This window comes from Roseburia sp. AM59-24XD (assembly GCF_003478445.1).
In the GTDB taxonomy this organism is placed as follows: Bacteria; Bacillota; Clostridia; order Lachnospirales; family Lachnospiraceae; genus Jutongia.
The window spans coordinates 22,270-46,117 of record NZ_QUET01000017.1 but is presented as its reverse complement, the minus strand read 5'-3'; the positions used below and the strand labels follow the sequence as shown (position 1 = coordinate 46,117).

Genomic DNA, 23,848 nt, shown 5'->3' with positions numbered 1-23,848 from the left:
AGAACGCCCTGTTTCTGCGGTTTCTTAGAACTTGCCAGCGTCAGCAGCTCCTGAACAGCTACTGCTACAGCAACTGTCATACCAACCATAGGGTTGTTACCTGCACCGATCAGACCCATCATCTCAACGTGAGCCGGTACAGAAGAAGAACCTGCGAACTGTGCATCACTATGCATACGGCCAAGTGTATCAGTCATACCATAGGAAGCAGGACCTGCTGCCATGTTATCCGGGTGAAGGGTACGTCCTGTACCACCACCGGAAGCAACTGAGAAGTACTTCTTACCCTGCTCCAGGCACTCCTTCTTGTAAGTACCTGCAACCGGATGCTGGAAACGTGTAGGGTTTGTAGAGTTACCTGTGATAGATACGTCTACGCCCTCTTTGTGCATGATAGCAACACCCTCTGGTACAGAGTTTGCACCGTAGCAGTTAACCTTTGCACGAAGTCCCTCAGAATAAGACTTACGGAATACTTCCTTAACCTCGTTTGTATATGGATCATACTCTGTCTCAACGAATGTGAATCCATTGATACGGGAGATGATCTGAGCAGCATCCTTACCAAGACCGTTTAAGATGACACGAAGTGGCTCTTTACGAACCTTGTTAGCCTTCTCTGCGATACCGATAGCACCCTCAGCGGCTGCGAATGACTCATGACCTGCAAGGAATGCGAAGCACTTGGTATCTTCCTCGAGGAGCATCTTACCAAGGTTACCATGTCCTAAACCTACCTTACGTGTATCTGCAACAGAACCAGGGATACAGAAAGACTGAAGTCCCTCTCCGATTGCTGCTGCTGCTTCTGATGCCTTACGGCAGTTTTTCTTGATTGCGATTGCTGCACCTACGATGTATGCCCAGCAAGCGTTCTCGAAACAAATTGGCTGGATTCCCTTTACCTGATTGTAAACATCAAGTCCAGCATCCTTTGTAATTTTCTCTGCTTCTTCAATGGAAGAAATGCCATAGCTGTTCAACACTTTGTTGATCTGGTCGATTCTTCTCTCATATGATTCAAATAATGCCATGATTCGTTTGCCTCCTTTTCTTTATTTTGCGATCTCTTCATCAGTTCTCGGATCAATGAGCTTCACTGCGTCAGCAACACGTCCGTACTGTCCGGATGCCTTGTCCCATGCAGTATTAGGATCATCACCCTTCTTGATGAAATCTGTCATCTTACCAAGGTTTACAAACTTATAACCAATGATCATATCCTCATCATCCAATGCGATTGCAGTAACATAACCCTCTGCCATCTCTAAGTAACGAGGTCCCTTCTTCAGAGTACCATACATAGTACCAACCTGAGAACGAAGACCCTTTCCAAGATCCTCAAGACCGGCACCGATAGCAAGTCCATCCTCAGAGAATGCACTCTGGGAACGACCATAAACGATCTGAAGGAATAACTCTCTCATTGCTGTATTGATCGCATCACAAACCAAGTCAGTATTGAGTGCCTCCATAACAGTCAGACCCGGGAGAATCTCAGCAGCCATAGCTGCGGAATGTGTCATACCTGAACATCCAACAGTCTCAACGAGAGCCTCCTGAATGATACCTTCCTTTACATTAAGGCTCAGCTTGCAGCAGCCCTGCTGAGGTGCGCACCAGCCAATACCATGTGTAAAACCGGAAATATCCTTAACTTCCTTTGCCTGAACCCATTTTGCTTCCTCAGGGATTGGTGCAGCTCCATGATGCACACCCTGGGCAACAGGGCACATGTTTTCTACTTCCTGTGAATAAACCATGATTTTGCTCCTTTCAATATGCTTTTTATCTGCGGCATCACCGCAGTCCTAATTACATTTTCGCACAAAATTCCTATTTAGTCTACACTTTTTGACAAAAAAACTCACCAAAAATTTTAATAGGTGAGTTTTCATTAATGTGAAAAGGCATCTCCGGGTGGAAATGACTGCTGTAATCGGTGTGATTAAATGGACTTTTCGACAATCTCGCCCTGACGCTTGTAGATACTTCCTTTCGGAATATATCCTCTGACCATGGATAACGGATAAACATTGGTGTTGCTTCCGATGATGGTGCCCGGATTTAATACGCTGTTGCAGCCGACCTCAACAAAGTTGCCAAGAATCGCCCCCATCTTCTTGAGTCCGGTCGCAATCACGTCATCGTTGTAGCGGATCGTTACCTTTGTCTTGTCGGACTTGACATTGGAGGTGATCGAGCCAGCTCCCATGTGTGATTTGTAGCCGAGAATGGAGTCGCCAACATAGTTATAATGCGGCACCTGTACATTATTGAACAGGATCACGTTCTTTAATTCGGTGGAGTTGCCGACAACGCAGTTCTCTCCTACAATGGCGTTACCGCGGATAAAGGCGCACTGACGGATCTCGGCATTCTTTCCGATGATACATGGTCCGTTGATGGATGCGGTCGGTGCCACGGTAGCGGATTTCGCGATCCAGATATTCTCCTCTTTCTGCTCGTATTCCTCCGGAGACAGCGTAGCTCCAAGTGTCAGAATGAACGCTCCGATGTGAGGAAGTACCTCCCATGGAAACTCGCGGTCCGTAAAAATATCACTTGCGATCGTCTCATCAAAGTTAAAAAGATTCTTGTTTTTTAATGCATCGTACATGATAATCCTCCCTATTGATTTACTTCTTGTAATAAACAGCGGCTTCGTCGAACTTTTTGCGCAGATAGCTCTGGTTATTCAGTCCCTTGACGCCGTTGACCCATTTGGCAATGTAATTTTCGAGCTTCTTCATATATTCCTCTTCCGTGATGGTTCCCTCTGCCATGTAGGTAAGACCCTTCTCCCAACTTGCGGTAAGCTCAGGGTTAAGCAGGGAACGGATGGAGGAATCAACGACATCGTAGACCATTTCTCCGAGAAATTCCGGCGTGATGATCTGTGTCTTTTTGTTGAGCTTTAAGTATTTCTTGGTGACAAGCTTGCTTAAGATCTCTGCACGGGTGGCACTGGTGCCGATACCGCTTCCTTTGATCTGGGAGCGAAGCTCCTCATCCTCGATCAGCTGACCGGCATTTTCCATGGCAAGGATCAGCGAACCGGAGTTGTAACGTTTCGGCGGAGAGGTCTCCCCCTCCTTGATCTCGAGTCGGTTCAGATCGATCACGGTTCCTTTGCGGATCTGCTTCATCAGCGCGATCAGTGCCTCATCGAAGGTATCCTTTTCTTCCTCGGCGGATGCGTTGTCCGCATTTGCTGCGTCTGCGTCACGGTTTGCCTGCTTCTTTTTGGAAAAGGAGGCGTCTGCGATCTCCAGATAACCCTGCTGCAGCATGATTCGGATGCCGGAGAAGAAGCGTTCGTTTCCGCAAACGGCAGTCAGACTGATCTTCTGATATTCTGCCGGTGGATAGAAAATACAGAGGAAACGCCGCACGATCACCTCATAAACGCGCTGCGTTGTCAGGCTTGTGCTTTTCAGGGCACCAAAGCCCTGTCCGGTCGGAATGATCGCATAATGGTCGGTGATCTTTTTGTCATCACAGTATCTGGTGGAGGCAATCTTCTGGTAGCTTGTGCCGGATAAGATCTTCTCTGCAATCTCACGCACGATCGGATAATTGCGCAGTCCGCCGATATTTTTGTGGATCTCCTTGGAGACGGCAGTCGAGAGCACACGGGCGTCTGTTCTTGGATATGTAACCAGCTTTTTCTCGTAAAGCTCCTGAACGATCTTTAAGGTTTCGTCCGGGCTGATCTTGAAAAGCTTGGAGCAGACGTTCTGCAGCTCTGCCAAGTTAAATAATAACGGCGGGTTCTTTTTTTCTTTCTTGCGCTCGATCTTTTCGACAACAGCGGTGCCAGCTTCGGCAGGCGGCTCCGGAAGAAAGCAGCCATCTCCGTCTTCCTTCGGATAGCCTAAGTTCTGACAAAGGATGGCGGCATCAGTCCGTTCCTTGAAGCCGTTTTCTTTGTAAAGCTTCGGAGACTGGTAGTAATCGGAGCCATCAACGCTTCGCCACTCGCCGTCAAATTCCTTTCCCTCGTAGGAGAAGTGACCGATTACACGGTAAAACGGTGTCTTGACAAAGCTTCTGATCTCCCGCTCCCGCCGCACGACCATACCGAGAACGCAGGTCATGACACGACCGACCGCGATGGCGGCGTACTTGGCACCTTTCCGGTAATTCATAATGGTCTGGCTGTATTTCAGTGAAAGCACGCGGGAGAAATTGATTCCCATCAGATAGTCTTCCTTGGCGCGCAGATAAGCGGAGGCTGCGAGATTATCATATTCTGACAACGGCTTTGCCTCGCGGATCCCGCGGAGGATCTCCTCCTCTGTCTGGGAATCGATCCAGACACGGCGCTTATCCTTGGTGTCCGGCACCTCTGCCATCTGATCGACAAGGCGGTAGATATATTCTCCTTCGCGTCCGGAGTCGGTACAGACATAAATTCGTTCCACATCGGGACGGTTTAGCAGACCCTTGACGATATTAAACTGCTTTCGGACATCCGGGATCAGCTCGTAGAGAAACTCATCCGGCATAAAAGGAATGGTGTTTAGTGACCACTTCTTCAGTGCCGGATCATAGACCTCCGGATAACTCATCGTCACAAGATGTCCCACACACCATGTGACTACATAATCATTGGATTCCAGATAACCGTTGCCTGCGTTGCCGTTGACGCCGAGCGTTTTGGCAAATTCTCTCGCAACACTTGGTTTTTCTGCGATAAATAACTTTTTTCCCATAAGTAACTATTCAGCGTGAATGCTGCTGTTTCCCTTCTGAACCTCTGCCCATGCATTGCAGCCGAAAATGATCCCGACGATCGCGATTCCGGTCAGGCAGACATATTTTACAATCTTGGTGACATTAACTTCAACGTGGACGGATGATCCACTTGTCTGTTCTGTTTTATTCTTGCACATAATATCCACTCCTTTTTAAAACTGCAGGCTCCGGGCAATCAGCATAAAACGCATCATTTTCCTTTGTTATGCGTATACCCGGTTGCAGCGCCTGTTAATTAAAATCCTAATTCCTCACCGACCAGAATAACTTTGATCCGGTCCGGAATGCGTGAAAATCTGGTGACAACCGTCTGGGCGCAGATGCAGTCGCTGCTCAGACAGTCTGCACAGCGTCCGTACTGGGCGCATGGTGTCTTCAGACCAAGACGCAGAGAGTTTGGCGGGGCTGCCATGTTATGTACTCTGGCAATGCCGCTTCGCACATCGGGAACGATCTTATTCATGCCTGCGATCACGATAACCTGCTGTGGTCCGTGGCAGAGACAGGCAACACGGTTGCCGGCGCCGTCAATATTAACAAGCTCTCCATCCAATGTGATGGCATTGGAACTCATAAAATAGACATCGGAGGTCACGATCTTGCCATACATCTCCCTTTTCTCTTCGGGAGTGACTGCGCTGGCACGGTCATACAGGGTGTAGTCGGATTCCATCAGATCGTCGATCAGACCGATTTCAAGCAGCGTTTCGGAGCCGCCCCAGGAAATGGTGCAGCCGGGTGTCAGAAAACGTTTTGCCTTGGCATTAGCCTCCTCGCGGTCTGTACAATAGTATCCCTCGATTCCTCTTGTGTTAAACTTGCCGATGATATTTTCTGCGATATTTTCATAGTATTCCTGTTTGTATATCATAAAGACCTCCCTTTCTATCTGCATCCGGTGACATACGCTGTACCGGATTAGAAAAGCATAGGCACCTTTTGATAAAGGTGCCCCGCTCATGTATTGCTATGGAAGAAATTACTCGTATAATGGGTATTTGTCGGTCAGTCCCTTTACGATTGCTGTTGCTTTCTCCTTATTGCCCTCCGGATCATTTACCATCAGTGCAATTGCCTCTGCAACCTGATCCATATCGTCAGTATTGAAGCCTCTTGTTGTTACGGCTGCTGTACCAAGACGGATACCGCTTGTAACAAATGGAGACTGTGGATCGTTCGGAATGGTGTTCTTGTTGCAGGTGATATGAGCTTCATCAAGCCACTTCTCTACTTCTTTACCGGTCAGCCCCTTATCGGCAAGATCAACTAACATCAGATGGTTGTCTGTACCGCCGGATACGATCTTAAGTCCACGGCTCTGAAGACCTTTTGCCAGTGCCTGTGCATTGTCAATGATGTTCTTGCCGTACTCTTTAAAGCTTGGATCAAGTGCTTCCTTGAAGCAGACAGCCTTTGCGGCGATCACATGCATCAGAGGTCCGCCCTGGATTCCCGGGAAAAGAGCCTTGTTAAGCTTATGCTCCTCTGCAAATTCCTTGCTGGAAAGGATCATACCACCTCTAGGTCCGCGCAGTGTCTTATGTGTTGTGGTTGTTGTAACATGTGCATATGGGATCGGACTCTCATGATAGCCTGCAGCGACAAGTCCCGCAATATGAGCCATATCAACCATCAGAAAAGCACCAACTTCATCGGCGATCTCGCGGAAACGCTTGAAGTCGATCTTTCTGGCATATGCACTTGCACCGGCTACGATCAGCTTTGGCTGGCATTCCTTTGCGATGCGCTCTACCTCATCATAGTCGATGAAGCCTTCGTCGTTGACACCGTAAGGAACACAGTGGAAGTATTTACCGGAAAGGTTAACAGGGCTTCCGTGTGTCAGATGTCCGCCGTGATCCAGGTTCATTCCCATGAAAGTATCACCCGGATTCATGAGTGCAAAAAATACAGTCATATTTGCCTGAGCACCGGAATGTGGCTGTACATTTGCGTAAGTGCAGCCGAACAGCTTCATGGCTCTGTCTCTGGCAAGATCCTCTACTACATCAACGTGCTGGCATCCGCCGTAATAACGCTTGCCCGGATAACCCTCTGCATACTTATTGGTGAGAGTGCTTCCCATAGCAGACATTACTGCCTTGCTGACAAGGTTCTCAGATGCGATCAGCTCGATGTTTTCGCGCTGTCTGTTGGTCTCAGCAGTGATCGCTGCTGCAATTTCAGGATCAAAGTTTTCTACGTCAGAAAATGGATACATGTTTTCTCCTCCTTATGATTTGAGTATGTAAATAATATGAGTACTGTTTCATTCAGAAAGAATTATTCTGCATCGTCAATCGCCTTACCGATGTCGTGACGCATATATTTGTTTTCGAAAGAAATCCATTCGGTTGCTTCATAGGCGTTCTTTCTGGCTTCCTTTAAGTCTTTGCCTTTGGCGGTCACACCGAGAACACGTCCGCCGTTCGTAACGATTCCCTCGTCTGTAAGCTTGGTGCCTGCATGGAATACATAGTAACCGTCCTTGTCGTCAAACTTCTCCAAACCGGAGATCAGCTTGCCCTTCTCGTAGTGCTCCGGATATCCGTCAGATGCAAGCACAACACAGACTGCCGCATTATCCTCGAACTGCAGATCGATCTGATCCAGCTTGCCGTCGATGCAGGCGTCGATCACATCAATGATATCGTTTTTCATACGCGGAAGAACAACCTGTGCCTCCGGATCGCCGAAACGTGCGTTGTACTCGAGTACCTTTGGACCGTCTGCGGTCATCATGAGACCGACGAAAAGAATACCGACGAAATCTCTTCCCTCTGCTTTCATGGCGTCCATGGTTGGCTGATATATCTTCTCTTCACAGAACTTCTGAATCTCCTCTGTATAGAACGGGCTTGGGGAGAAAGTTCCCATTCCACCGGTATTTAAGCCTGATCGCCGTCCTTTGCTCTCTTGTGATCCTGCGCACTTGTCATTGGCTTGATATGTGTGCCATCGCAGAAACAGAGAACGGAAGCCTCGCGACCAACCATAAAGTCCTCGATGACAACGGTATCACCGGCATCACCGAACTGCTTGTCTAACATCAGTGTAGCAATTCCTGCCTCGGCCTCTTCAAGATTCTGACAGATCAAAACACCCTTTCCGAGTGCAAGACCGTCAGCCTTTAATACGATCGGGAAATTACATCCGCCAAGATACAGAAGCGCCTCTTCCGGGGAGTGGAATGTCTCGTAGTGACAGGTTGGGATGTTGTATTTCTTCATCAGATCTTTGGAAAAGCTCTTGGAGCCTTCGATGATCGCTGCATTCTTGCGTGGTCCGAAGACACGAAGTCCTCTCTCCTCAAATACATCAACAATACCGCCAACTAGAGGATCGTCCATACCGATAATGGTCAGGTCGATCTCATTTTCCTCAGCGAAATCTGCAAGCTTGTCAAATTCCATCGCTGTGATATTAACACACTCTGCAATCTGGGCGATTCCACCGTTGCCCGGAGCACAGTAGATCTTGTCTACTCTCTTACTCTGGCACACACTCCATGCAATGGCATGCTCGCGTCCGCCGCTGCCTACGATTAATACTTTCATAATGTCTATGCCTCCTGTTCCTTGATGTGTGCAATGCCGTCTTCTACAGTTACTTTTCCGGCACCGATCAGATCAATTGCCTTTGGAAGAATCTTCCACTCTGCCTGTTCCATAACACGGCGCTGGAGGATCTCAGGGGTATCTCCCTCATGAACCTCAACAGCCTTCTGCAAAATGATCGGACCATGGTCTGCCTTTTCATCCACGAAATGAACGGTTGCTCCGGTTACCTTGTTGCCCATGGAAAGGACGCTCTCATGAACCTTAAGACCGTAATATCCCATACCGCAGTGTGCCGGGATCAGGGATGGATGAATGTTAATGATACGGTTATGATATGTCTCGATCATTTTGGCAGGTACGATCACCAGATAACCGGCAAGTACCACCAGATCGATATGATATTCGTCTAATGTATGTAACATTGCGTCTGCAAAGTCGTCCCTGGAATCAAAGGACTTTGGATTGATGCATTTTGCCGGAATGCCTGCGGCTGCAGCGCGCTCCAGAGCATATGCGTTTTCTTTGTTGCTGATGACAACAGCAATCTCTGTATTATGAATGGTGCCGTCTGAAACAGCATCGATGATCGCCTGAAGGTTTGTTCCTCCACCGGATACACATACTGCAATCTTCTGCATAAGTCTCCTCCATATTGTGCTGTCTGCGGGAATTTTATACCAGATCGATTCCCTTTTCGCCCTCTGCAATCTCACCAACGATAAATGCCTTCTGACCGGACTTGTTAACAAGCTCAACTGTTTTATCAGCGTCTGCTGCGTCTACAGCGAGAAGCATACCGATACCCATGTTGTAGGTGTTGTACATCATCTCTTTGGCGATGTTACCATCTTTGGAAAGCATATCAAAGATCGGAGGGATCGGATAGCTGTCTGCCTTTACCCTGGCACGAACGCCTCATGAAGCATTCTAGGGATATTCTCATAGAATCCGCCGCCTGTGATGTGGCTGCAGCCCTTGATCGTTACACCGCCCTCTTTGACGCTCTTTAATGCCTTAACATAGATAATGGTTGGTGTGAGGATCGTCTCACCCAGTGTCTTGCCGCCGAGACATTCATAAGAACGGTTCAGATTGTCTTTCTTGATATCGAAAACCTTACGAACCAGAGAATAACCGTTGCTGTGAATTCCGGAGGAAGCGATTCCTACCAGTACGTCTCCCTTTGCGATAGTCTTTCCTGTGATCATCTTGTCTCTGTCTACGATACCAACGGCAAAACCGGCAAGATCATACTCGTCAACCGGATAAAAGCCCGGCATCTCTGCTGTCTCACCACCGATCAGCGCAGCGTCAGATTGACGACACCCTTCTGCAACACCGCTCACGATTTGTGCAATCTTCTCGGGCTCGTTCTTGCCGCATGCGATATAATCTAAGAAAAATAATGGCTCTCCACCGGCACATGCAATGTCGTTTACACACATTGCCACGCAGTCGATGCCAATCGTGTCGTGCTTGTCCAACTCAAAGGCAATTTTTAACTTGGTTCCTACTCCGTCTGTACCGGAAACCAGAGTCGGATGCTCCATCCCCTTAAAACTGTCCAGGGAAAATGCCCCCGAAAATCCACCAATATCTGTCAGCACCTCACTTCTCATTGTGCTGGCAACATGCTTTTTCATAAGCTCTACTGCCTTATAGCCCGCCTCAATGTCAACGCCTGCATTCTTGTAGTCCATGATAAGCCTCCTCTGTTTGTATTTATATCTTCACTTAATCAAAGATATTATTATTGTAGCACAAAGAAAATTGTTTGTCATTTATTTTTTAAGGAAACAATATACGCGCAAGCTTTGATGGCGTTTTATCGAGATATCCGCGAATTGTCACCCGGCGCTTGACAGTGACAGTCAGTGCACCCGACTGATCGGTACGAAAAATCCCGGCATGGCAATTTTTCAGACGCTGCAAAAGCTCCTTGTGGGGATGTCCGTACCGGTTATGTCTGCCACAGGAGATCAGGGCGTATTCCGGACGGATCAGGGACAACAGTTCTTCATCGGAGGAGTTTTTGGAGCCGTGATGCGCAATCTTTAGTAACGTATAATGCTCCGGGATGTTGTAGGCTTTTCGGAGGGAGGCAGACGCAAGGATACGGCGTACCTCCTCTTCTCCTTCTCCGGCCAGGTCTCCGGTCAAAAGACAGGAAAAGTCATTATAGCGAAGACTCAGAACAATGGATTCGTCATTGGCGGAGGAAAAGCCGGAGCCGGAGGGGGGATTCAGGCAGAGCAGGGAAAGTGCTCCGTATGTAAGATTTGCACCGGAGGAAAGATAAGCAACAGTAATATTTTTGGTCTGCGCCGTCTGTATCAGAAGCTGATATCCCTCCTGTGCTTTGTCTGCTACATCCGGCAGAAGAAGTGTGCCGATCCGGTAGCTGTCCCCGCTCATCTGCATAAGCTCGGCAAGACCGTTGATATGATCCTCGTCCGCATGTGTGGCGATCATATAATTGATATAGCGGATTCCGCGGGTCTTGAGAAACGGAAGGATCCGGTACTTCCCTACCTGGTTTTCGCTGGTACTTCCGCCGTCCACAAGAATGTTCTGCCCGGATGGCGTATGAAGATAGATCCCGTCTCCCTGCCCGACGTCAAGAACCACAATCTCAAGAGAGCCTGACGGAACCGGCAGCAGGACAAGAATAAGAACGAATGGAATAACCTGTCCGGCGAGGCGGCGGTATCTTCGCACGGAGGTCGCAAGGGCAGCGCTGTGCTGATACTCGAGCTCATCAATCTGCTTTGACCGCCGCCGCATCCACAGCAAAAGACCGCATAACAGAATATAATACAAAATAATCTGCCAGACGGCAGGACGACCGAGAATCAGGACGTGACCGGGCAGTCTCTTAAAAAGCTGGCAGAGCTTTTCGTATAGTGAGAGCAGCCAGTAAACTGTCGATAAAAGAAATGTCCCAAATATCGGACAGATGCATCCGGTAAGACCTCCGAGAAAGGAAAGAATTACCAGTAAGGCGGCAAGTGGAATCACAAGCAGATTGATGAGGATTCCATACAGGGGAACCTCTGAAAAAAAGTAAAGAATCACCGGTAGTGTCGTAAGCTGGATGGCGCTGCTGATCAGAAGCATCCCGGCGGCGGTCGACGCTCTCTGTCTGATAAAAAGTATTCCTGCACCGATCCGGGGATGGTTGGCGCAAAGCTCGCGGTCGGAAAAATGTCTTTGACGTCTTTTGCGGTGCTTTTGCCAGGAATCGCCGGACCAGATCTGTACCAAAAACGGGACAATGAAATAGATCCCTGCCATGGCTCCGAAGGATAAAAGAAAACTGCAGGAAAACAGAGCAAAGGGCTTTTGGAGCAAAATGATCACGGCGGCAATCGCCAGAGAATTTTTGCCATCGTAAGTCCGCTCGAACAGATCTGCCGCAAGAAGCAGGATCATCATGATCACGGCACGGCTTGTGGAAATGCTGAAGTCGGTCATCTGTCCGTATGCAAGAACCAGTCCGATACCGGCAGGAATAAAGATGCGTTCGGAAATGCCGGTATGTTTGAAAAAACGGATCAGTGCCATGCACAGAATCGAGACATGAAGACCGCTGATCGCGAGCAGATGACCGATCCCGCTCTCCTGATAGAGCTGTCGGATGTCAATATCAAGTAACGACTTGTCGCCGAGGATCATTGCTGAAACAATGCCGCTTTCCTTGGCGGGCAGCGAAGTCGTGTAAACCTCTCCCATCCGGTTTCTGAGCCGGTACAAAAGGTCTTTGACCGGATTAGTCCGGGAAGAGGTGATCTGCAGCGTTGTGGCACGAAGCTCATAGTAAACACCCTTTTCTTTGTAATATTCACGGCGGTCAAACATGCCGGGATTTGTCGCTGTCATAATCTCCTGCAGTGAACCGGTCAGTGAAGCGGTATTGCCCGGATGAAGTACCGTTTTATCGTTTAACACGACATAGAGTTTTGACTGGTAATAGATTGTATTCTGACCGTCCAGCCGGATCCGGCAGTCCTTCAGATAACAGGATGTCCGGTCCTGTCTGCCCTGCTCCGGACAGATCTGGTCGATACATCCGGTGACGTGTGCTCGGGCTTGTTCTTCAAATATGCCCTGAAAACAATAATACCGGGCATCATCCCTCTCGGAAGCAATGGTCCGGTATAAAAGAAATAATAATATCGTTCCGGATAAAATCCAGATAAATGGTCGTTTGATAATCTCCCCTCCTAGTTCTGGATCACAATGTCCAGATTACGTTCAAAGGCGGAACCGAAATCAATCGTATCGTTGTATAAGAGTACCTGTTCACCGTTGATGCTGAACTGCACCTTGTTGATGTTGGATAACCCAACAAGGGTGTCCACCACCGAGTAGATCGTGGCTTCGGCTGAAATATTCGTACGTTTATTCAGAAATTCCTCGGAAAAGTCGACATAGCAGGTGTTTTCCTTGACGGAAATCTTATTGAGCTGTGTCTTCTCAGGAATTGTTGCCTTGATCTGATCCGAATCAACGACGTCAATGGAATATGGTCCTCGGATGAGCTGCTCCACAGCAAGCTGCTCTAACGGAATCGTGGCATCATAGGTGATATCTACAGGAACCTTGACAAGATGGTCGCCCGCCTTGTTGCCAAAATACATATTCAGTGTTGCTTTTTGTTTGTAGGTGGTCTCGCCACCGGTGTTATCAATGAAGCTGTCTGCGGTCATATAACCCACGGCTTCAAGATGGAGTCGGTGAGTGGCTGACCGGATACATAGAACTGAACGCTGCTTACACCACGGATCTGACATAGGGTCTTAACGATGGCGGCACGCCGCAGTATCTCGGAAACACCCTTTAGCTTGCCATAACCGGAGCTTAGATACAACGTGAGCTGACCGGAATCTTCGAACATAAACTCGTCCACTTTGACATCGTCCGGCAGAGCCTTTCGCAGACCGATATCTTTAGGCTCAGACTGCAGCCGTTTCAGAAATTCGCTGACGAGATCATCCCGCTTGCGCGATGTCGGTGTGTACTTTTCATATCCCACCTTTGTCTCGTTGGCATCCGGACAGAACACATAGTAGCCGGTATATTCTTCTTCCTTGTGGAAAGAACAACCTCCACAGAAAAGGAGTACTAAAAGAAGGACTGCGGCAGTCGTGCCGAGTCGAAGTATGGATTTATATTTTGCCGGCATACACATGTTGCATGACATATCTTCTACTCCTTTGTGGGTGGTTATTGATTATTATGGAACATAGGTCAGAGGAATACGAACAGTAAACGTAGTTCCTTCCTTCTCTTTGCTGTAAAGTTTGATCGAACCACGGTGCAAAAGTACGGCACTTCTGGTCAGGGAAAGACCAAGACCGGTACCTCCGGTGTCTCTGGAGCGTGCCTTGTCAACACGGTAGAAACGTTCAAAGACATTATCCTGAACATCCTCAGGAATACCGACTCCGGAATCCTGAACCGTCACATAGAAAAATTTGTGATCGGCATTTAATGTTACACGCACCCAGCCATCGTCGTAGTTGTACTTGATGGCGTTTTCAATCAGGTTATTGAGGGCGATGGACATTTTCGTCTCATCGATATCTGCCATTACAGGTCGATAGCTTTCGTAGATCAATTCGATATTGCGCTTGGCAGCAATCGGACGAAGACGTTTTAAAAGCTGCTCTAACAGATCGTTGATGCTGGTGTTGACGACCTCCATCTGCGAGGTATTCTTGTCCATCTTGACCATGGAAAGAAGGTCGTTGATAATCTTGGTCATACGCTCGATCTCGTTGGTGATGTCTCCCAGAAACTCACGGTAAATTTCCTCCGGCATGCTTCCTGGGAAAGCAGGGAATCAGCAAGTACCTTCATAGATGCGATCGGGGTTTTTAACTCATGGGAAACGTTTGATACAAACTCCTGTCTCGCCGTGTCCTGATTCTGGATAACATCAATCATCTGGTTAAAGGAGTCGGAAATACTGCTGATCTCCGAGAAACCATGCATATGCAGCTTGACGTTCATATCGCCCTGAGAGATCTCGTTGATTGATGACGTGATCTGCTTGAGCGGACGTGCCAGAAGGGTGGAATAAAGAACGGCACCGAGAACGATAAGGATCGTTAAGATCAACAACACGATGTAGACCTTACGCTTGACGGTATCTGCCATCATGTGAAGGCTCTTCATGGAAAAGCTCATGATCACAACGCCATCGGTCGACTGCTTGCCGGAGTTGACGATCGGCATTGTAAGCTGGACATACTCTCCGAGTTCGTTTATGTACTTGCCGTCGGAGCCGCCGAAGCATTTGACAACCTCGGTCGAAATAACGGTTTTGCCGTCCTCAAGACATATGTGTCGTGAATGATCCGAAGATTCTGATCGACCAGAATAATGCGTCCCTGATAGATCTCTGCAATCTGTGCAACCTCCTCCCTGACCTCCTCGCTGTCGTGATCGACAGGTAACCGGAGGAAACGACCAGATTGGAGATCATGGTTCCGTAAGACTGCAGTTCATCGACACGCTGGGACACCAGTCTGGATTCATATGCATTTGTTATAATAATAGAAAAAAGATATAAGGGAACCAGTCCCATCATCAAAAATACAATCAGTACCTGTACCCGCATACTACGCAGAAAATACAGAACTCTGCCCAGAAATTGTTTCAAAGCGCACCCTTCCCTGCCACTTAAGGCTATAGTTTATTCTTGCGAACGTCGCCCAGGCTACTTCTGAAAATAATAGCCGACGCCCCATTTCGTATGTATATACTTCGGGTCGCTTGGTTTGCTTTCGATTTTTTCACGCAGACGGCGGATATGCACGTCAACAGTTCTGACATCGCCCGGATAATCATAACCCCAGACTGTATTGAGAAGCTCCTCCCGGCTGTATACCTTATTCGGATGAACCATGAGCAGCTCAAGAAGATCAAACTCCTTTGCGGTAAGATTTACTTCCTTCTCATCAATATAGGCTCTGCGGCTGTCACAGTCTACCTTTAAAACATCATATGTAAGCAGCTTCGGGTTCTCGTCATGGGAATGCCCTGCACTACTCCGGCGGATGATCGCTTGATGCGGGCTTTGACCTCGAGAATGTTAAAGGGTTTTGTGATGTAATCGTCTGCGCCATATTCAAGACCAAGGATTTTATCCATATCATCGCCCTTGGCGGTCAGCATAATGATCGGCACATCAGAAAACTCCCGTACCTGCTGACATACCTCAAAACCAGTCAGTACCGGCAGCATGACATCTAACAGAACGACATCATATTCATTCTTGTGGATCAAATCCAGTGCCTCCTGTCCATCATAGGCACAATCCACTTCCATTCCGTCCTGTTCCAGACTGAAACGGATTCCCTTTACAATAAGCTTCTCATCGTCAACAACCAGAACCTTTCTCGCCATAACGCTTCCCCTAAACCTTTCATTTATTATATTGTGATCTGATCTTTGATCCGGTTATAAATCCCCTCTTTGATCCCGGATATCTTCATAATGTCCTCGATGGAAGAAAAGCTTCCATTCTCGGTACGGTAATCGATGATCAGCTGTGCTTTCGCCTCGCCGATCCCGGCAAGCGTCATCAATTCCGCAAGATCCGCCTGATTAATATTGACAAGACCGGATACTTTGTCATCGGTGCCGGTGCGTCCCTTTGTGGAAGATTTCTTTCCTTTGCGGGGAATTGTGATCTGTTCCCCGTCTGTCAGAAGACGCGCCTGATTAACTGCGAAAGCATCGGCCTTACGGCTCAGACCTCCGGCAGCATCTACGGCATCACAAACACGGGCATCCCCGTGTAAACGATAAACTCCCGGGTGCTTCACGGCACCGCAGATATAGACTGTACACTCCCCAATGCCAGTCTCCTTCTTCTCAGAAGCGGATGTCTCTGAGGCAGAAGGCGGTGACTCACTTACCCTGCCGGATGCCCATTCCTGTGCCTTTCCGGAGGCGTCTGTGCCGGTCCTCAGATAAAGAAAACCGGATGCCGCCAGAATACAGGCACAAATGATGATTGTAATAATTGTATGTCGTTTCATAATACCTCCTACGAATGAAATCGCAGCAGATATATGTCATGATAAAATGCGAATCTATTTATATTCTAACGAATCCTGCCAAAAAAACAATAGCTCCACCCTAAAAATTTCTTAATTTTTCTTAAAAATTATAATACCGGCGAGAAACAGTGCGGTTCCTAAAAGCTTCAGCCAGTCAAAACCTGCCTTTTCAACCCCGAACATACCAAACAGCTCGATCAGATAGGCGGCAATCAGCTGTGCGGCGACAATCAGCATAACAGCTCTTGCCGGTCCGAGCTGATTCATGCCGATGATCACGGTGTAGGTGATAAATGCACCGATCACGCCGCCAAGCAGCATATAACGCGGATGTACACGCATAAGTCCGGCAATCTGTCCCTCTCTTCCGGTGACAAGCCAGGCGGCAATGCAGACGATCAGTGCGGTGAGCTGCACAAAGGCGGCAGAGATCCAGACACTTGTCTGCTTGGTAACCTCGGTATTAAAGACACCCTGCACACTCATCAGTATTCCGGATATCAGTGAAATGATCATTCCCCACATGGAAAAACCTCCCTTCGTTTTGGTTAGTTTTCCCGTATCCATTACTTTTATACAGCAATAAGGCGGACAGACCTACTATATTGCTGTACAAAAAATAGTGAGCCATTCGGCTCACTATTGATATATGCTTTTCTGGTAGTGTTTTAGATACCTTTCTCCGTAAAAATTTCATCTAAAATACGACACATTTCGTTGATATGCTCCTTCCCGGCAACAAGAGGAGGAACGATACGGATAATATTGGTTCCGGCTGAGATCAGGATCAGTCCCTTTGATAAAGCTGCACCTACAATCTCTCCTGCCGGTACGTCAAGCTCAATTCCCTGCATGAAGCCAATTCCGCGGACATCCTTAATGCAGGAATGCTTTGCGGCAAGAGCATTTAGCTTATCGATCAGATATGGGGCAAGCTCATTGACATGTTCTACAATATGATCCTTCTTGTAAATCTCGAATACCTTGCAGACTGCTGCGGTTGCAAGGGGATTGCCGCCGTAGGTGGTGCCGTGGTCGCCCGGAACAAGTGCCTGTGCGATCTCTTCCTTTGCTGCGAATGCGCCGACCGGTACACCGCAGCCGAGTGCCTTTGCACTGGTTATGATATCCGGCAGGATACCGTAATGCTGGAATGCAAACATCTTTCCGGTTCTTCCCATACCGCACTGGATCTCGTCGAGGATCAGAAGAATGCCTTTCTCATCGCAGAGTGCACGAACGCCCTTCATAAAATCCTCAGAAGCCGGATGGATACCTCCCTCTCCCTGTAAGGATTCCATAATAATGGCACAGGTGTCCGATGTGATCAAAGCCTTCACGCTGTCCAGATTGTTGTATTCTGCGAAAGAAACGCCGCCGATCAACGGTTCAAACGGTTCTCTGTAATGCTTTGTTCCTGTGACGGAAAGAGCTCCCATAGTACGACCGTGGAAGGAATGCTCCATCGCAATGATCTCGCCGCCGTTGTCCGGATTCTTGGTGCGTGCGTATTTTCTGGCAAGCTTTAACGCACCCTCGATCGCTTCTGCTCCACTGTTGGTGAAGAAGACACGATCCATTCCGGATGCCTCACAGAGATAATTGGCCGCCTTTACGGCAGGTTCATTAAAGTAGAGATTGGAGATGTGGATCAGCTTATCGACCTGATCCTTCAGTCCCTGCTTGTACTCCTCGTTACTGTAGCCGAGTGCAGATACGGCAATGCCGGCACCCATGTCCAGATATTTCTTTCCTTCGTCATTGATCAGATACATTTCTTCACCCCTGACGAAGGTAGTGCTTCTGTTGTAGGTATGTATAAAATGCTGGTCAGCTTTCCGAATATCCATAATCATCCTCCGTTCCTGCCATGCCGAGTGGATGGCATATCTATATTATACTGGTGCTGATGTATTGCTATGCACGTTCGTTGTCATATAATCCGCCCTCAGTATCAATGATTGCGGTTCCTATACCCTTCTTGGTAAAGAACTCAAGAAGCAGGCAGTGTTCAATACGTCCGTCCAGAATATGGACTCTGCCGACACCGGCGTTGACTGCATTGACACAGTTGGTTACCTTTGGAAGCATACCACCGCTGATCGTACCGTCTGCAATCAGATTGCGTGCATCGTCAAGGCTCATAACTGAGATCAGTGTGGATGGATCCTTTGGATCCTTGCAGACACCTTCAACATCTGTGAGGAATGCAAGTTTCTCAGCGCCAAGTGCTCCGGCAATGGCACATGCCGCATCGTCAGCGTTGATATTGTAGGTCTCACCATCCTCGCCAAGACCGATCGGTGCGATGATCGGGATAAAATCGTTGGCAAGCAGTGTATCGATCACGAGTGTATCGACCTTCTTGACGTCACCGACATATCCGATGTCCTTTCCGTTTGGTTTTTTCTGGTCTACCTGAAGAAGACCACCGTCCTTGCCGGAGATACCGACTGCCTTTACACCAAGACGTTCGATCATCTGAACCAGATACTTGTTCAGACGGTTTAATACCATCTCAGCGATCTCCATGGTTTCCTTGTCTGTTTTACGGAAACCATCGACAAATTCCGTTTCCTTGCCGACCTTACCAATCCATTTGCTGATCTCCTTACCGCCGCCGTGAACGATGATCGGCTGCATACCGACAAGCTTTAACAAGGCAACGTCCTGAATCACGCTCTCCTCGAGCTTTTTGTCCAGCATCGCGCTTCCGCCGTATTTGACAACGACGATCTTATTATTAAAGTCACGGATATACGGAAGAGCCTCGATCAGAGTCTCTGCTTTTCCTAAGATTTCATTCATATATGCACTTTTCTCTTCTACACTCATTTTCTCTCTCCTTATCTTGCGTCTGCTTTACGGGAATACCGGAGGCATGGTAAGACCGGTGTTTTCCGGAAGTCCGAATAAAAGATTCATATTCTGTACTGCCTGTCCTGCGGCGCCCTTTACCAGATTATCAATGGCGCCCATCATAATGATTCGGTTGGTTCTCGGATCAATCTTGAAGCTGACATCAACGAAGTTGCTTCCCTCAACCCAGCGTGTCTCCGGACACACATCCTTATCAAGAACACGGACAAAATACTCATCTTTATAATATTTATCGTAAATGCTTCTGACCTCATCGTATGTAACATCCTTTGTCAGGGAAGCATATGCGGTTACAAGAATACCTCGGTTCATCGGAACAAGATGTGGGGTAAAGTTGATAACAACGTCCTGACCGGAGGCATAGCTTAACTGATCCTCAATCTCCGGTGTGTGGCGGTGTGTAGCAACACCGTACGCCTTGATACTTTCGTTGACCTCACAGTACAGATTGGCAACCTTGGCTCCACGACCGGCGCCGGAGGTGCCGGATTTCGCATCGATGATAACTGTATTCATGTCGATCAGTCCCTCTTTGGCAAGGGGATAGACAGACAGAACGGAGCAGGTTGGAAAACAGCCCGGATTGGCGATCAGACGCGCCTTTTTGATATCCTCACGGTTGATCTCACACAGTCCGTAAACAGCTTCTTTGATAAAGTCCGGACTCTCATGGTGGATTCCGTACCACTTCTCGTATTTGTCAACATCCTTGATACGGAAATCCGCACTTAGATCGACAATCTTAACCTTGGATAATATTTCTTCGTTGACAAGGGAGCCGCAAAGTCCCTGCGGGGTTGCCGTGAAGATAACATCAACCTGGTCGGCAAGCTCCTGCATATTCTCTCCCTTACAGACGTCCTCTACGAGCCGGAACATATTTCCAAATACTTCACTGTATCGCTTATCGATATAGGAGCGTGAGCCATACCAGACAATTTTAGCCTCCGGATGGCGAAGTAAAATACGCACGATCTCCTGTCCTGCATATCCTGTTGAACCGATAATTCCTACTTTGATCATAGTCAAACCTCCTATATCATGTCTTCTTATTGATATATAAATCTCTCATTATAAAACCATAACGTTGTTTATTATACGCCTCCATCCACGATTATGCAACAAAAATCACAGGCGTAAAGACGACGTTCCGAAAATGCCTCCCGAAATATACAGCGGGAAAATATAGCAGAACACAGAAAAAGGCAGAGTGCAAACTGCATCACTGCCTGTCGTTCATGAAATGATATTAAGACAGATAAGCTCTGTCTGCAACAGATCACTGCCTCACGAAATAAAGTCGTCATTTAGTAAAGATTGACGCCCATATGCTCCAGACGGGATAATACGGTGGAGATCGGAAGTCCGACAACGTTGAAGAAATCGCCGGCAATATCACGGATATATGCGGCTCCGCGTCCCTGAATGCCGTAGCCGCCTGCCTTATCCATCGGCTCACCGGTCTGGATATAGGATGTGATCAGCTCCGGAGTCATCGGGATCATATCAACGATCGTTCTGACATGAAATGTATCGATCAGTCCCTTGCCGCCTGAGACCGAGATCAGAGTCACCCCGGTAAAAACCTCATGACGGTTGCCCTGAAGCATCTGGAGCATCTTATGAGCTTCTGCCTCATTAGAGGGCTTTCCTAATACCTTGCTGTCTTTTACCACAACGGTATCCGCACCGATCACAACAAAATCGTTTTCAAAGTGTGCGGCAACATCCTCTGCCTTAGCCTTGGAAAGTGCTTCGACAAGAGCTGACGGGCTGTCTGCCGTAATCAGATCCTCATCGATGCTGCTTGGGATCACCTCACAGGAAATGCCGACCTGTTCTAATATATCCTTCCGTCTCGGGGAAGCAGATGCCAAAATAATTCTTGCCATATGTACCTCATATCCTTTCCGGTCGATGCCGATTATTTAAAATGATTTCGTAACAGGGACGGATCCTGCTCCAGATGCGCATAATCATTAAAACGATCCAGATAAAATCCGTTTTGATCTTCGTCATAGTGAAGCTGTGTGATACTGCAGTTTTCGAGAGAGGTTCCAAACATCAGTCTCTTTGCAAAATCACCACCAAACAGAGCGGTCAGAAGAATGCGGATCACACCGCCGTGTGTCACAACAGCAATGTTCTGATATTCGGATTCGATCCATTCCCGGATGATCGGCATAACTCTTGCAAGAACGCTCTCGCCTGTTTCACCCTGCGGATACCAGATCTCCTCGGTCGGTACAAAGAAATCTCCGATAAATTCATTCACCTCATCCAGCGCATTGCTCTTTTGGACGCGTCCTTCGGCAAAACGGTCGAGCTGCTCCTGATAATAATCCGCATAAAAACGCTTCACAACTGCATCCGGCTGACCGGTAAGCTCACCGAAATCAACCTCTGCCAGCCCCGGACGAATCTGCAGATTGTCAAGAAGCTTTTCCTGTCCGCTAAAGGCGATCTTTGCGGTCTGTTCGGCACGGATCAGGTCGCTGCAGTAAACAATATCAACGGGATAAAGCTTCATGCGCTGTCCAAGCAGGGCAGCCTGTCGTTCTCCCTCCGGTGCAAGATCTACATTTACGTTACAGTCAGAACTGCTTTGTCTGCCATGACGTATCAGATAAATATTCATTGTGTTACTTCCTCACTATCCTTCCCTTGTTGTTTCTTTTTCTTGATGACAGCCTTTGTGCGGGCTGTCTTTTTAGGTTTTATTTCATCCATCAGGGAATCGTAGGTAATGGTTCCGAGTGGAATGATCTCTGTGTGAAATAAATTGTCATCGAACAGAGGATCGGATTCCTTCTGATCTGCCACAAGCTTCTCATAGACATTCTTACGGCTGGTGTAGTCCGTCTCCTCTACGGAACGGATCGGAACAGAGCTTGCATATGCGTAACCGTCGAGCCAGTTTATCACAACGTCATCCCAGTTGTCAAACTTCTTCTGCAGCCGCAGTGCAGCCGGTTCCAACACAGCCTGCGCCTCATCGAGATTGATATAATCAGCGATATAGCCCCACTGTGCCAGATGTGAAATGCGGCACAGATCCCAGGCAAGAAGTCCCTTGTTGCCCCAGGTATCCCAGATATACTGAAGGTTATCGTAATGTGTCTTAAGATCACCGCTGACCTGCTTTAATGCCTTTTTGCGCTGGGCTTTGGACATTTTGTTCAGATCATGTGCTTCTCTTTTATAATCTGTGCGGCTTCCGGTATTGTAAAGTGCGTCTATCTGCTTTAATAACTGTTTGCGGTTGGAAATATTCCAGCTGGAACGTAAGATACTTTTGGCTGCTTTTGCATTGGCATCCGTGGTATCATAGCCGCCGAAATAATAAGGACTGCCATCATTGATTGAGATCAGGACCGCGCCCATGGCTCGTCCCCAGGCACCGAGGTTTGAAGCTTCATTTTCATTGTGTCCCTTTAATACCTGTTCCTTTGCTGTGCTCTGTGCAGCTTCCTCTGAGCCGGCAGTGTCCGCCTGCTTTGAAGTACATCCGGTTATTCCGGTTACGGTCAGACTCACAGCAAGTCCAAAAGCCAGAAAACGATGTCCCGCAATCTTATTATTCATTGTATTAACCATGCCTTTCCATAATCTGCACCTATTATATATCGAATCGAAATGCGTTTCAACTATGTATTATTCTGCGCTGTAATCGATCATAAACTGAAGCTCACTGCCCTCTTCCGGTGCCTCACCACAGTCGCGGTTGGTGCCATCCGGCAATGCCTCAAACAGATGCATCTCACCCGGTTCGTCTCCTTTTACAACAGCAAAATATTGCAGATCCTCTGTCTGAGGATTAAAACGCAGCAAGATGACCGGACAGATTCCGGCGTACATGTGGGAGGAAGGCATCGTGATACGGATCACAGAAAGATTCTCTCTTGCATTGATCGAAAGAAGATCAAAATCATCCTCTGTATACGGACAATCGATTTCCTTGGGATATGCCTGCTCATACAACTTTAAAAGCTCTGTGGCACAGTCCTTACGGAGACGTTCGACCATATCCGTCTTACCGGCAAAAAGAGCCTTCGGAAGAAGTTCTGCTTCCACACGCTGACGAGCCATGGCATGAAGCTGTGTCTCTGTGAGCGGTGCAGACTGACCGCCGTTACCGTTTGCCTTGCGGTTGACCTTTGTATTCAGAGGAATATTCTGGTCGAAAGCGTTTAAGATCACGCCGGAAATGCCGCCGTCTGCGGCAACCAGATCAAGACAGCTTGTAAATGGCATCGTTAAAAGCAGAGGAAACTGCTGGTCTCCCTTCTCTGCCTGCTTCTGTGTTGTAAATACAGGAAGATAACGTCTGCCCTCCGCATTCTGTAATACGGCAGGACGCGGAGAAAATCCCTCAGGGATCCCCTGCTCCATACCGGAGCCGGAAATAAGCTGACGGATCAGAGCCGGATCTGTTCCCGGAGGAATGGCTGCAGGCACGTAGAGTGTACCCTGCTCCAGCTCCTTAACCAGAAGATTTAAATTATCTTTGTTATTGTCGTTTCGTAAGCGATCGGCGAGCTGCTCGATCTTTCTGCTGTTCTGATTGTCCACGCC

22 protein-coding genes and 4 pseudogenes are annotated in these 23,848 nt (G+C 48.0%); all 26 read right to left on the bottom strand.

The genetic code is table 11. The annotated features are described in order from the left end of the window. Positions 1–24: 24 nt before the first annotated feature. The 26 genes and pseudogenes from DXA20_RS09475 to DXA20_RS09355 all read right to left on the bottom strand — a co-directional run bounded on the left by DXA20_RS09475 (position 25) and on the right by DXA20_RS09355 (position 23,845). Positions 25–1,034, bottom strand: a pseudogene (locus DXA20_RS09475) (GGGtGRT protein). Between the two features lie 21 nt (positions 1,035–1,055). Then, positions 1,056–1,763, bottom strand: coding sequence for an iron-sulfur cluster assembly scaffold protein (locus DXA20_RS09470; protein ID WP_022305900.1), 708 nt, complete (start codon positions 1,761–1,763; stop codon positions 1,056–1,058). Positions 1,764–1,948: 185 nt separating this feature from the next. Continuing rightward, complete coding sequence (locus tag DXA20_RS09465; RefSeq protein WP_022305901.1) at positions 1,949–2,620, bottom strand: acyltransferase; 672 nt, start codon at positions 2,618–2,620, stop codon at positions 1,949–1,951. Positions 2,621–2,639: 19 nt separating this feature from the next. Further along, positions 2,640–4,718 (bottom strand): DNA topoisomerase, encoded by a 2,079-nt coding sequence (locus DXA20_RS09460; RefSeq protein WP_118560336.1) that lies wholly within the window; start codon positions 4,716–4,718, stop codon positions 2,640–2,642. A gap of 6 nt (positions 4,719–4,724) precedes the next feature. Next, entirely contained in the window at positions 4,725–4,898 is a 174-nt protein-coding gene (locus tag DXA20_RS16170; RefSeq protein ID WP_022305904.1) for a hypothetical protein, read from the bottom strand. 98 nt (positions 4,899–4,996) lie between these two features. Then, the gene (locus DXA20_RS09455; protein ID WP_118560334.1) at positions 4,997–5,632 is read right to left on the bottom strand and encodes a lactate utilization protein; all 636 of its coding nucleotides are present in this window, start codon (positions 5,630–5,632) and stop codon (positions 4,997–4,999) included. A gap of 108 nt (positions 5,633–5,740) precedes the next feature. Further along, complete coding sequence (gene glyA, locus DXA20_RS09450; RefSeq protein WP_022305906.1) at positions 5,741–6,982, bottom strand: serine hydroxymethyltransferase; 1,242 nt, start codon at positions 6,980–6,982, stop codon at positions 5,741–5,743. A gap of 62 nt (positions 6,983–7,044) precedes the next feature. Then, positions 7,045–8,318 (bottom strand): annotated as a pseudogene (gene purD / locus DXA20_RS18415) (phosphoribosylamine--glycine ligase). Between the two features lie 5 nt (positions 8,319–8,323). Continuing rightward, complete coding sequence (purN, locus tag DXA20_RS09440; RefSeq protein WP_022305908.1) at positions 8,324–8,959, bottom strand: phosphoribosylglycinamide formyltransferase; 636 nt, start codon at positions 8,957–8,959, stop codon at positions 8,324–8,326. 34 nt (positions 8,960–8,993) lie between these two features. Next, positions 8,994–10,021 (bottom strand): annotated as a pseudogene (purM, locus tag DXA20_RS09435) (phosphoribosylformylglycinamidine cyclo-ligase). An 88-nt stretch (positions 10,022–10,109) separates the two neighbouring features. Beyond that, complete coding sequence (locus DXA20_RS09430; RefSeq protein ID WP_330420745.1) at positions 10,110–12,518, bottom strand: DNA internalization-related competence protein ComEC/Rec2; 2,409 nt, start codon at positions 12,516–12,518, stop codon at positions 10,110–10,112. 26 nt (positions 12,519–12,544) lie between these two features. Next, entirely contained in the window at positions 12,545–13,030 is a 486-nt protein-coding gene (locus tag DXA20_RS09425; protein WP_158577188.1) for a GerMN domain-containing protein, read from the bottom strand. After that, positions 13,027–13,524: a GerMN domain-containing protein gene (locus tag DXA20_RS09420; protein WP_118560328.1), complete on the bottom strand. Its 498-nt coding sequence runs from the start codon at positions 13,522–13,524 to the stop codon at positions 13,027–13,029. The genes DXA20_RS09425 and DXA20_RS09420 overlap by 4 nt, the downstream gene beginning before the upstream one ends. A 33-nt stretch (positions 13,525–13,557) precedes the next feature. Next, complete coding sequence (locus DXA20_RS09415) at positions 13,558–14,145, bottom strand: sensor histidine kinase (protein WP_118560326.1); 588 nt, start codon at positions 14,143–14,145, stop codon at positions 13,558–13,560. Continuing rightward, a complete protein-coding gene (locus DXA20_RS09410; RefSeq protein ID WP_118560324.1) occupies positions 14,085–14,561 on the bottom strand; it encodes a HAMP domain-containing protein in 477 nt (158 codons plus the stop codon). The genes DXA20_RS09415 and DXA20_RS09410 overlap by 61 nt, the downstream gene beginning before the upstream one ends. Before the next feature lie 97 nt (positions 14,562–14,658). Further along, positions 14,659–14,988 (bottom strand): hypothetical protein, encoded by a 330-nt coding sequence (locus DXA20_RS09405; protein ID WP_118560322.1) that lies wholly within the window; start codon positions 14,986–14,988, stop codon positions 14,659–14,661. 57 nt (positions 14,989–15,045) lie between these two features. Continuing rightward, a pseudogene (locus tag DXA20_RS18410) lies at positions 15,046–15,734 on the bottom strand (response regulator transcription factor). 26 nt (positions 15,735–15,760) lie between these two features. Beyond that, positions 15,761–16,372: a ComEA family DNA-binding protein gene (locus tag DXA20_RS09395; RefSeq protein ID WP_118560320.1), complete on the bottom strand. Its 612-nt coding sequence runs from the start codon at positions 16,370–16,372 to the stop codon at positions 15,761–15,763. A gap of 111 nt (positions 16,373–16,483) precedes the next feature. Continuing rightward, a complete protein-coding gene (locus DXA20_RS09390; protein WP_118560318.1) occupies positions 16,484–16,918 on the bottom strand; it encodes a DMT family transporter in 435 nt (144 codons plus the stop codon). A 143-nt stretch (positions 16,919–17,061) separates the two neighbouring features. Continuing rightward, positions 17,062–18,243, bottom strand: a complete 1,182-nt coding sequence (locus tag DXA20_RS09385) for an aspartate aminotransferase family protein (protein WP_118560433.1) — start codon at positions 18,241–18,243, stop codon at positions 17,062–17,064. A 67-nt stretch (positions 18,244–18,310) separates the two neighbouring features. Beyond that, positions 18,311–19,228 carry an acetylglutamate kinase gene (argB, locus tag DXA20_RS09380; RefSeq protein WP_022305918.1) on the bottom strand — a complete coding sequence of 306 codons (918 nt, stop codon included), beginning with the start codon at positions 19,226–19,228 and terminating at the stop codon, positions 18,311–18,313. A 27-nt stretch (positions 19,229–19,255) separates the two neighbouring features. Next, positions 19,256–20,296: an N-acetyl-gamma-glutamyl-phosphate reductase gene (gene argC, locus DXA20_RS09375; protein ID WP_118560316.1), complete on the bottom strand. Its 1,041-nt coding sequence runs from the start codon at positions 20,294–20,296 to the stop codon at positions 19,256–19,258. A gap of 284 nt (positions 20,297–20,580) precedes the next feature. Then, a complete protein-coding gene (locus tag DXA20_RS09370; protein WP_022305920.1) occupies positions 20,581–21,165 on the bottom strand; it encodes a Maf family protein in 585 nt (194 codons plus the stop codon). 32 nt (positions 21,166–21,197) lie between these two features. Continuing rightward, positions 21,198–21,911 carry a histidine phosphatase family protein gene (locus tag DXA20_RS09365; RefSeq protein WP_118560314.1) on the bottom strand — a complete coding sequence of 238 codons (714 nt, stop codon included), beginning with the start codon at positions 21,909–21,911 and terminating at the stop codon, positions 21,198–21,200. Then, positions 21,908–22,858 carry a DUF1266 domain-containing protein gene (locus DXA20_RS09360; RefSeq protein WP_158577187.1) on the bottom strand — a complete coding sequence of 317 codons (951 nt, stop codon included), beginning with the start codon at positions 22,856–22,858 and terminating at the stop codon, positions 21,908–21,910. Before DXA20_RS09360 ends, DXA20_RS09365 begins: the two co-directional genes overlap by 4 nt. 69 nt (positions 22,859–22,927) lie before the next feature. After that, complete coding sequence (locus DXA20_RS09355) at positions 22,928–23,845, bottom strand: SseB family protein (RefSeq protein WP_158577186.1); 918 nt, start codon at positions 23,843–23,845, stop codon at positions 22,928–22,930. Positions 23,846–23,848 lie beyond the last annotated feature (3 nt).

What these genes read in the sequence shown, in the direction of transcription:
- DXA20_RS09470 (WP_022305900.1), bottom strand. Translation starts at nt 1,763, where the DNA reads ATGGTTTATTCACAGGAAGTAGAAAACATGTGCCCTGTTGCCCAGGGT.
- DXA20_RS09465 (WP_022305901.1), bottom strand. Translation starts at nt 2,620, where the DNA reads ATGTACGATGCATTAAAAAACAAGAATCTTTTTAACTTTGATGAGACG.
- DXA20_RS09460 (WP_118560336.1), bottom strand. Translation starts at nt 4,718, where the DNA reads ATGGGAAAAAAGTTATTTATCGCAGAAAAACCAAGTGTTGCGAGAGAA.
- DXA20_RS16170 (WP_022305904.1), bottom strand. Translation starts at nt 4,898, where the DNA reads ATGTGCAAGAATAAAACAGAACAGACAAGTGGATCATCCGTCCACGTT.
- DXA20_RS09455 (WP_118560334.1), bottom strand. Translation starts at nt 5,632, where the DNA reads ATGATATACAAACAGGAATACTATGAAAATATCGCAGAAAATATCATC.
- glyA (WP_022305906.1), bottom strand. Translation starts at nt 6,982, where the DNA reads ATGTATCCATTTTCTGACGTAGAAAACTTTGATCCTGAAATTGCAGCA.
- purN (WP_022305908.1), bottom strand. Translation starts at nt 8,959, where the DNA reads ATGCAGAAGATTGCAGTATGTGTATCCGGTGGAGGAACAAACCTTCAG.
- DXA20_RS09425 (WP_158577188.1), bottom strand. Translation starts at nt 13,030, where the DNA reads ATGACCGCAGACAGCTTCATTGATAACACCGGTGGCGAGACCACCTAC.
- DXA20_RS09420 (WP_118560328.1), bottom strand. Translation starts at nt 13,524, where the DNA reads ATGTCATGCAACATGTGTATGCCGGCAAAATATAAATCCATACTTCGA.
- DXA20_RS09415 (WP_118560326.1), bottom strand. Translation starts at nt 14,145, where the DNA reads ATGCCGGAGGAAATTTACCGTGAGTTTCTGGGAGACATCACCAACGAG.
- DXA20_RS09410 (WP_118560324.1), bottom strand. Translation starts at nt 14,561, where the DNA reads ATGCCGATCGTCAACTCCGGCAAGCAGTCGACCGATGGCGTTGTGATC.
- DXA20_RS09395 (WP_118560320.1), bottom strand. Translation starts at nt 16,372, where the DNA reads ATGAAACGACATACAATTATTACAATCATCATTTGTGCCTGTATTCTG.
- DXA20_RS09390 (WP_118560318.1), bottom strand. Translation starts at nt 16,918, where the DNA reads ATGTGGGGAATGATCATTTCACTGATATCCGGAATACTGATGAGTGTG.
- DXA20_RS09385 (WP_118560433.1), bottom strand. Translation starts at nt 18,243, where the DNA reads ATGGATATTCGGAAAGCTGACCAGCATTTTATACATACCTACAACAGA.
- argB (WP_022305918.1), bottom strand. Translation starts at nt 19,228, where the DNA reads ATGAGTGTAGAAGAGAAAAGTGCATATATGAATGAAATCTTAGGAAAA.
- argC (WP_118560316.1), bottom strand. Translation starts at nt 20,296, where the DNA reads ATGATCAAAGTAGGAATTATCGGTTCAACAGGATATGCAGGACAGGAG.
- DXA20_RS09370 (WP_022305920.1), bottom strand. Translation starts at nt 21,165, where the DNA reads ATGGCAAGAATTATTTTGGCATCTGCTTCCCCGAGACGGAAGGATATA.
- DXA20_RS09365 (WP_118560314.1), bottom strand. Translation starts at nt 21,911, where the DNA reads ATGAATATTTATCTGATACGTCATGGCAGACAAAGCAGTTCTGACTGT.
- DXA20_RS09360 (WP_158577187.1), bottom strand. Translation starts at nt 22,858, where the DNA reads ATGAATAATAAGATTGCGGGACATCGTTTTCTGGCTTTTGGACTTGCT.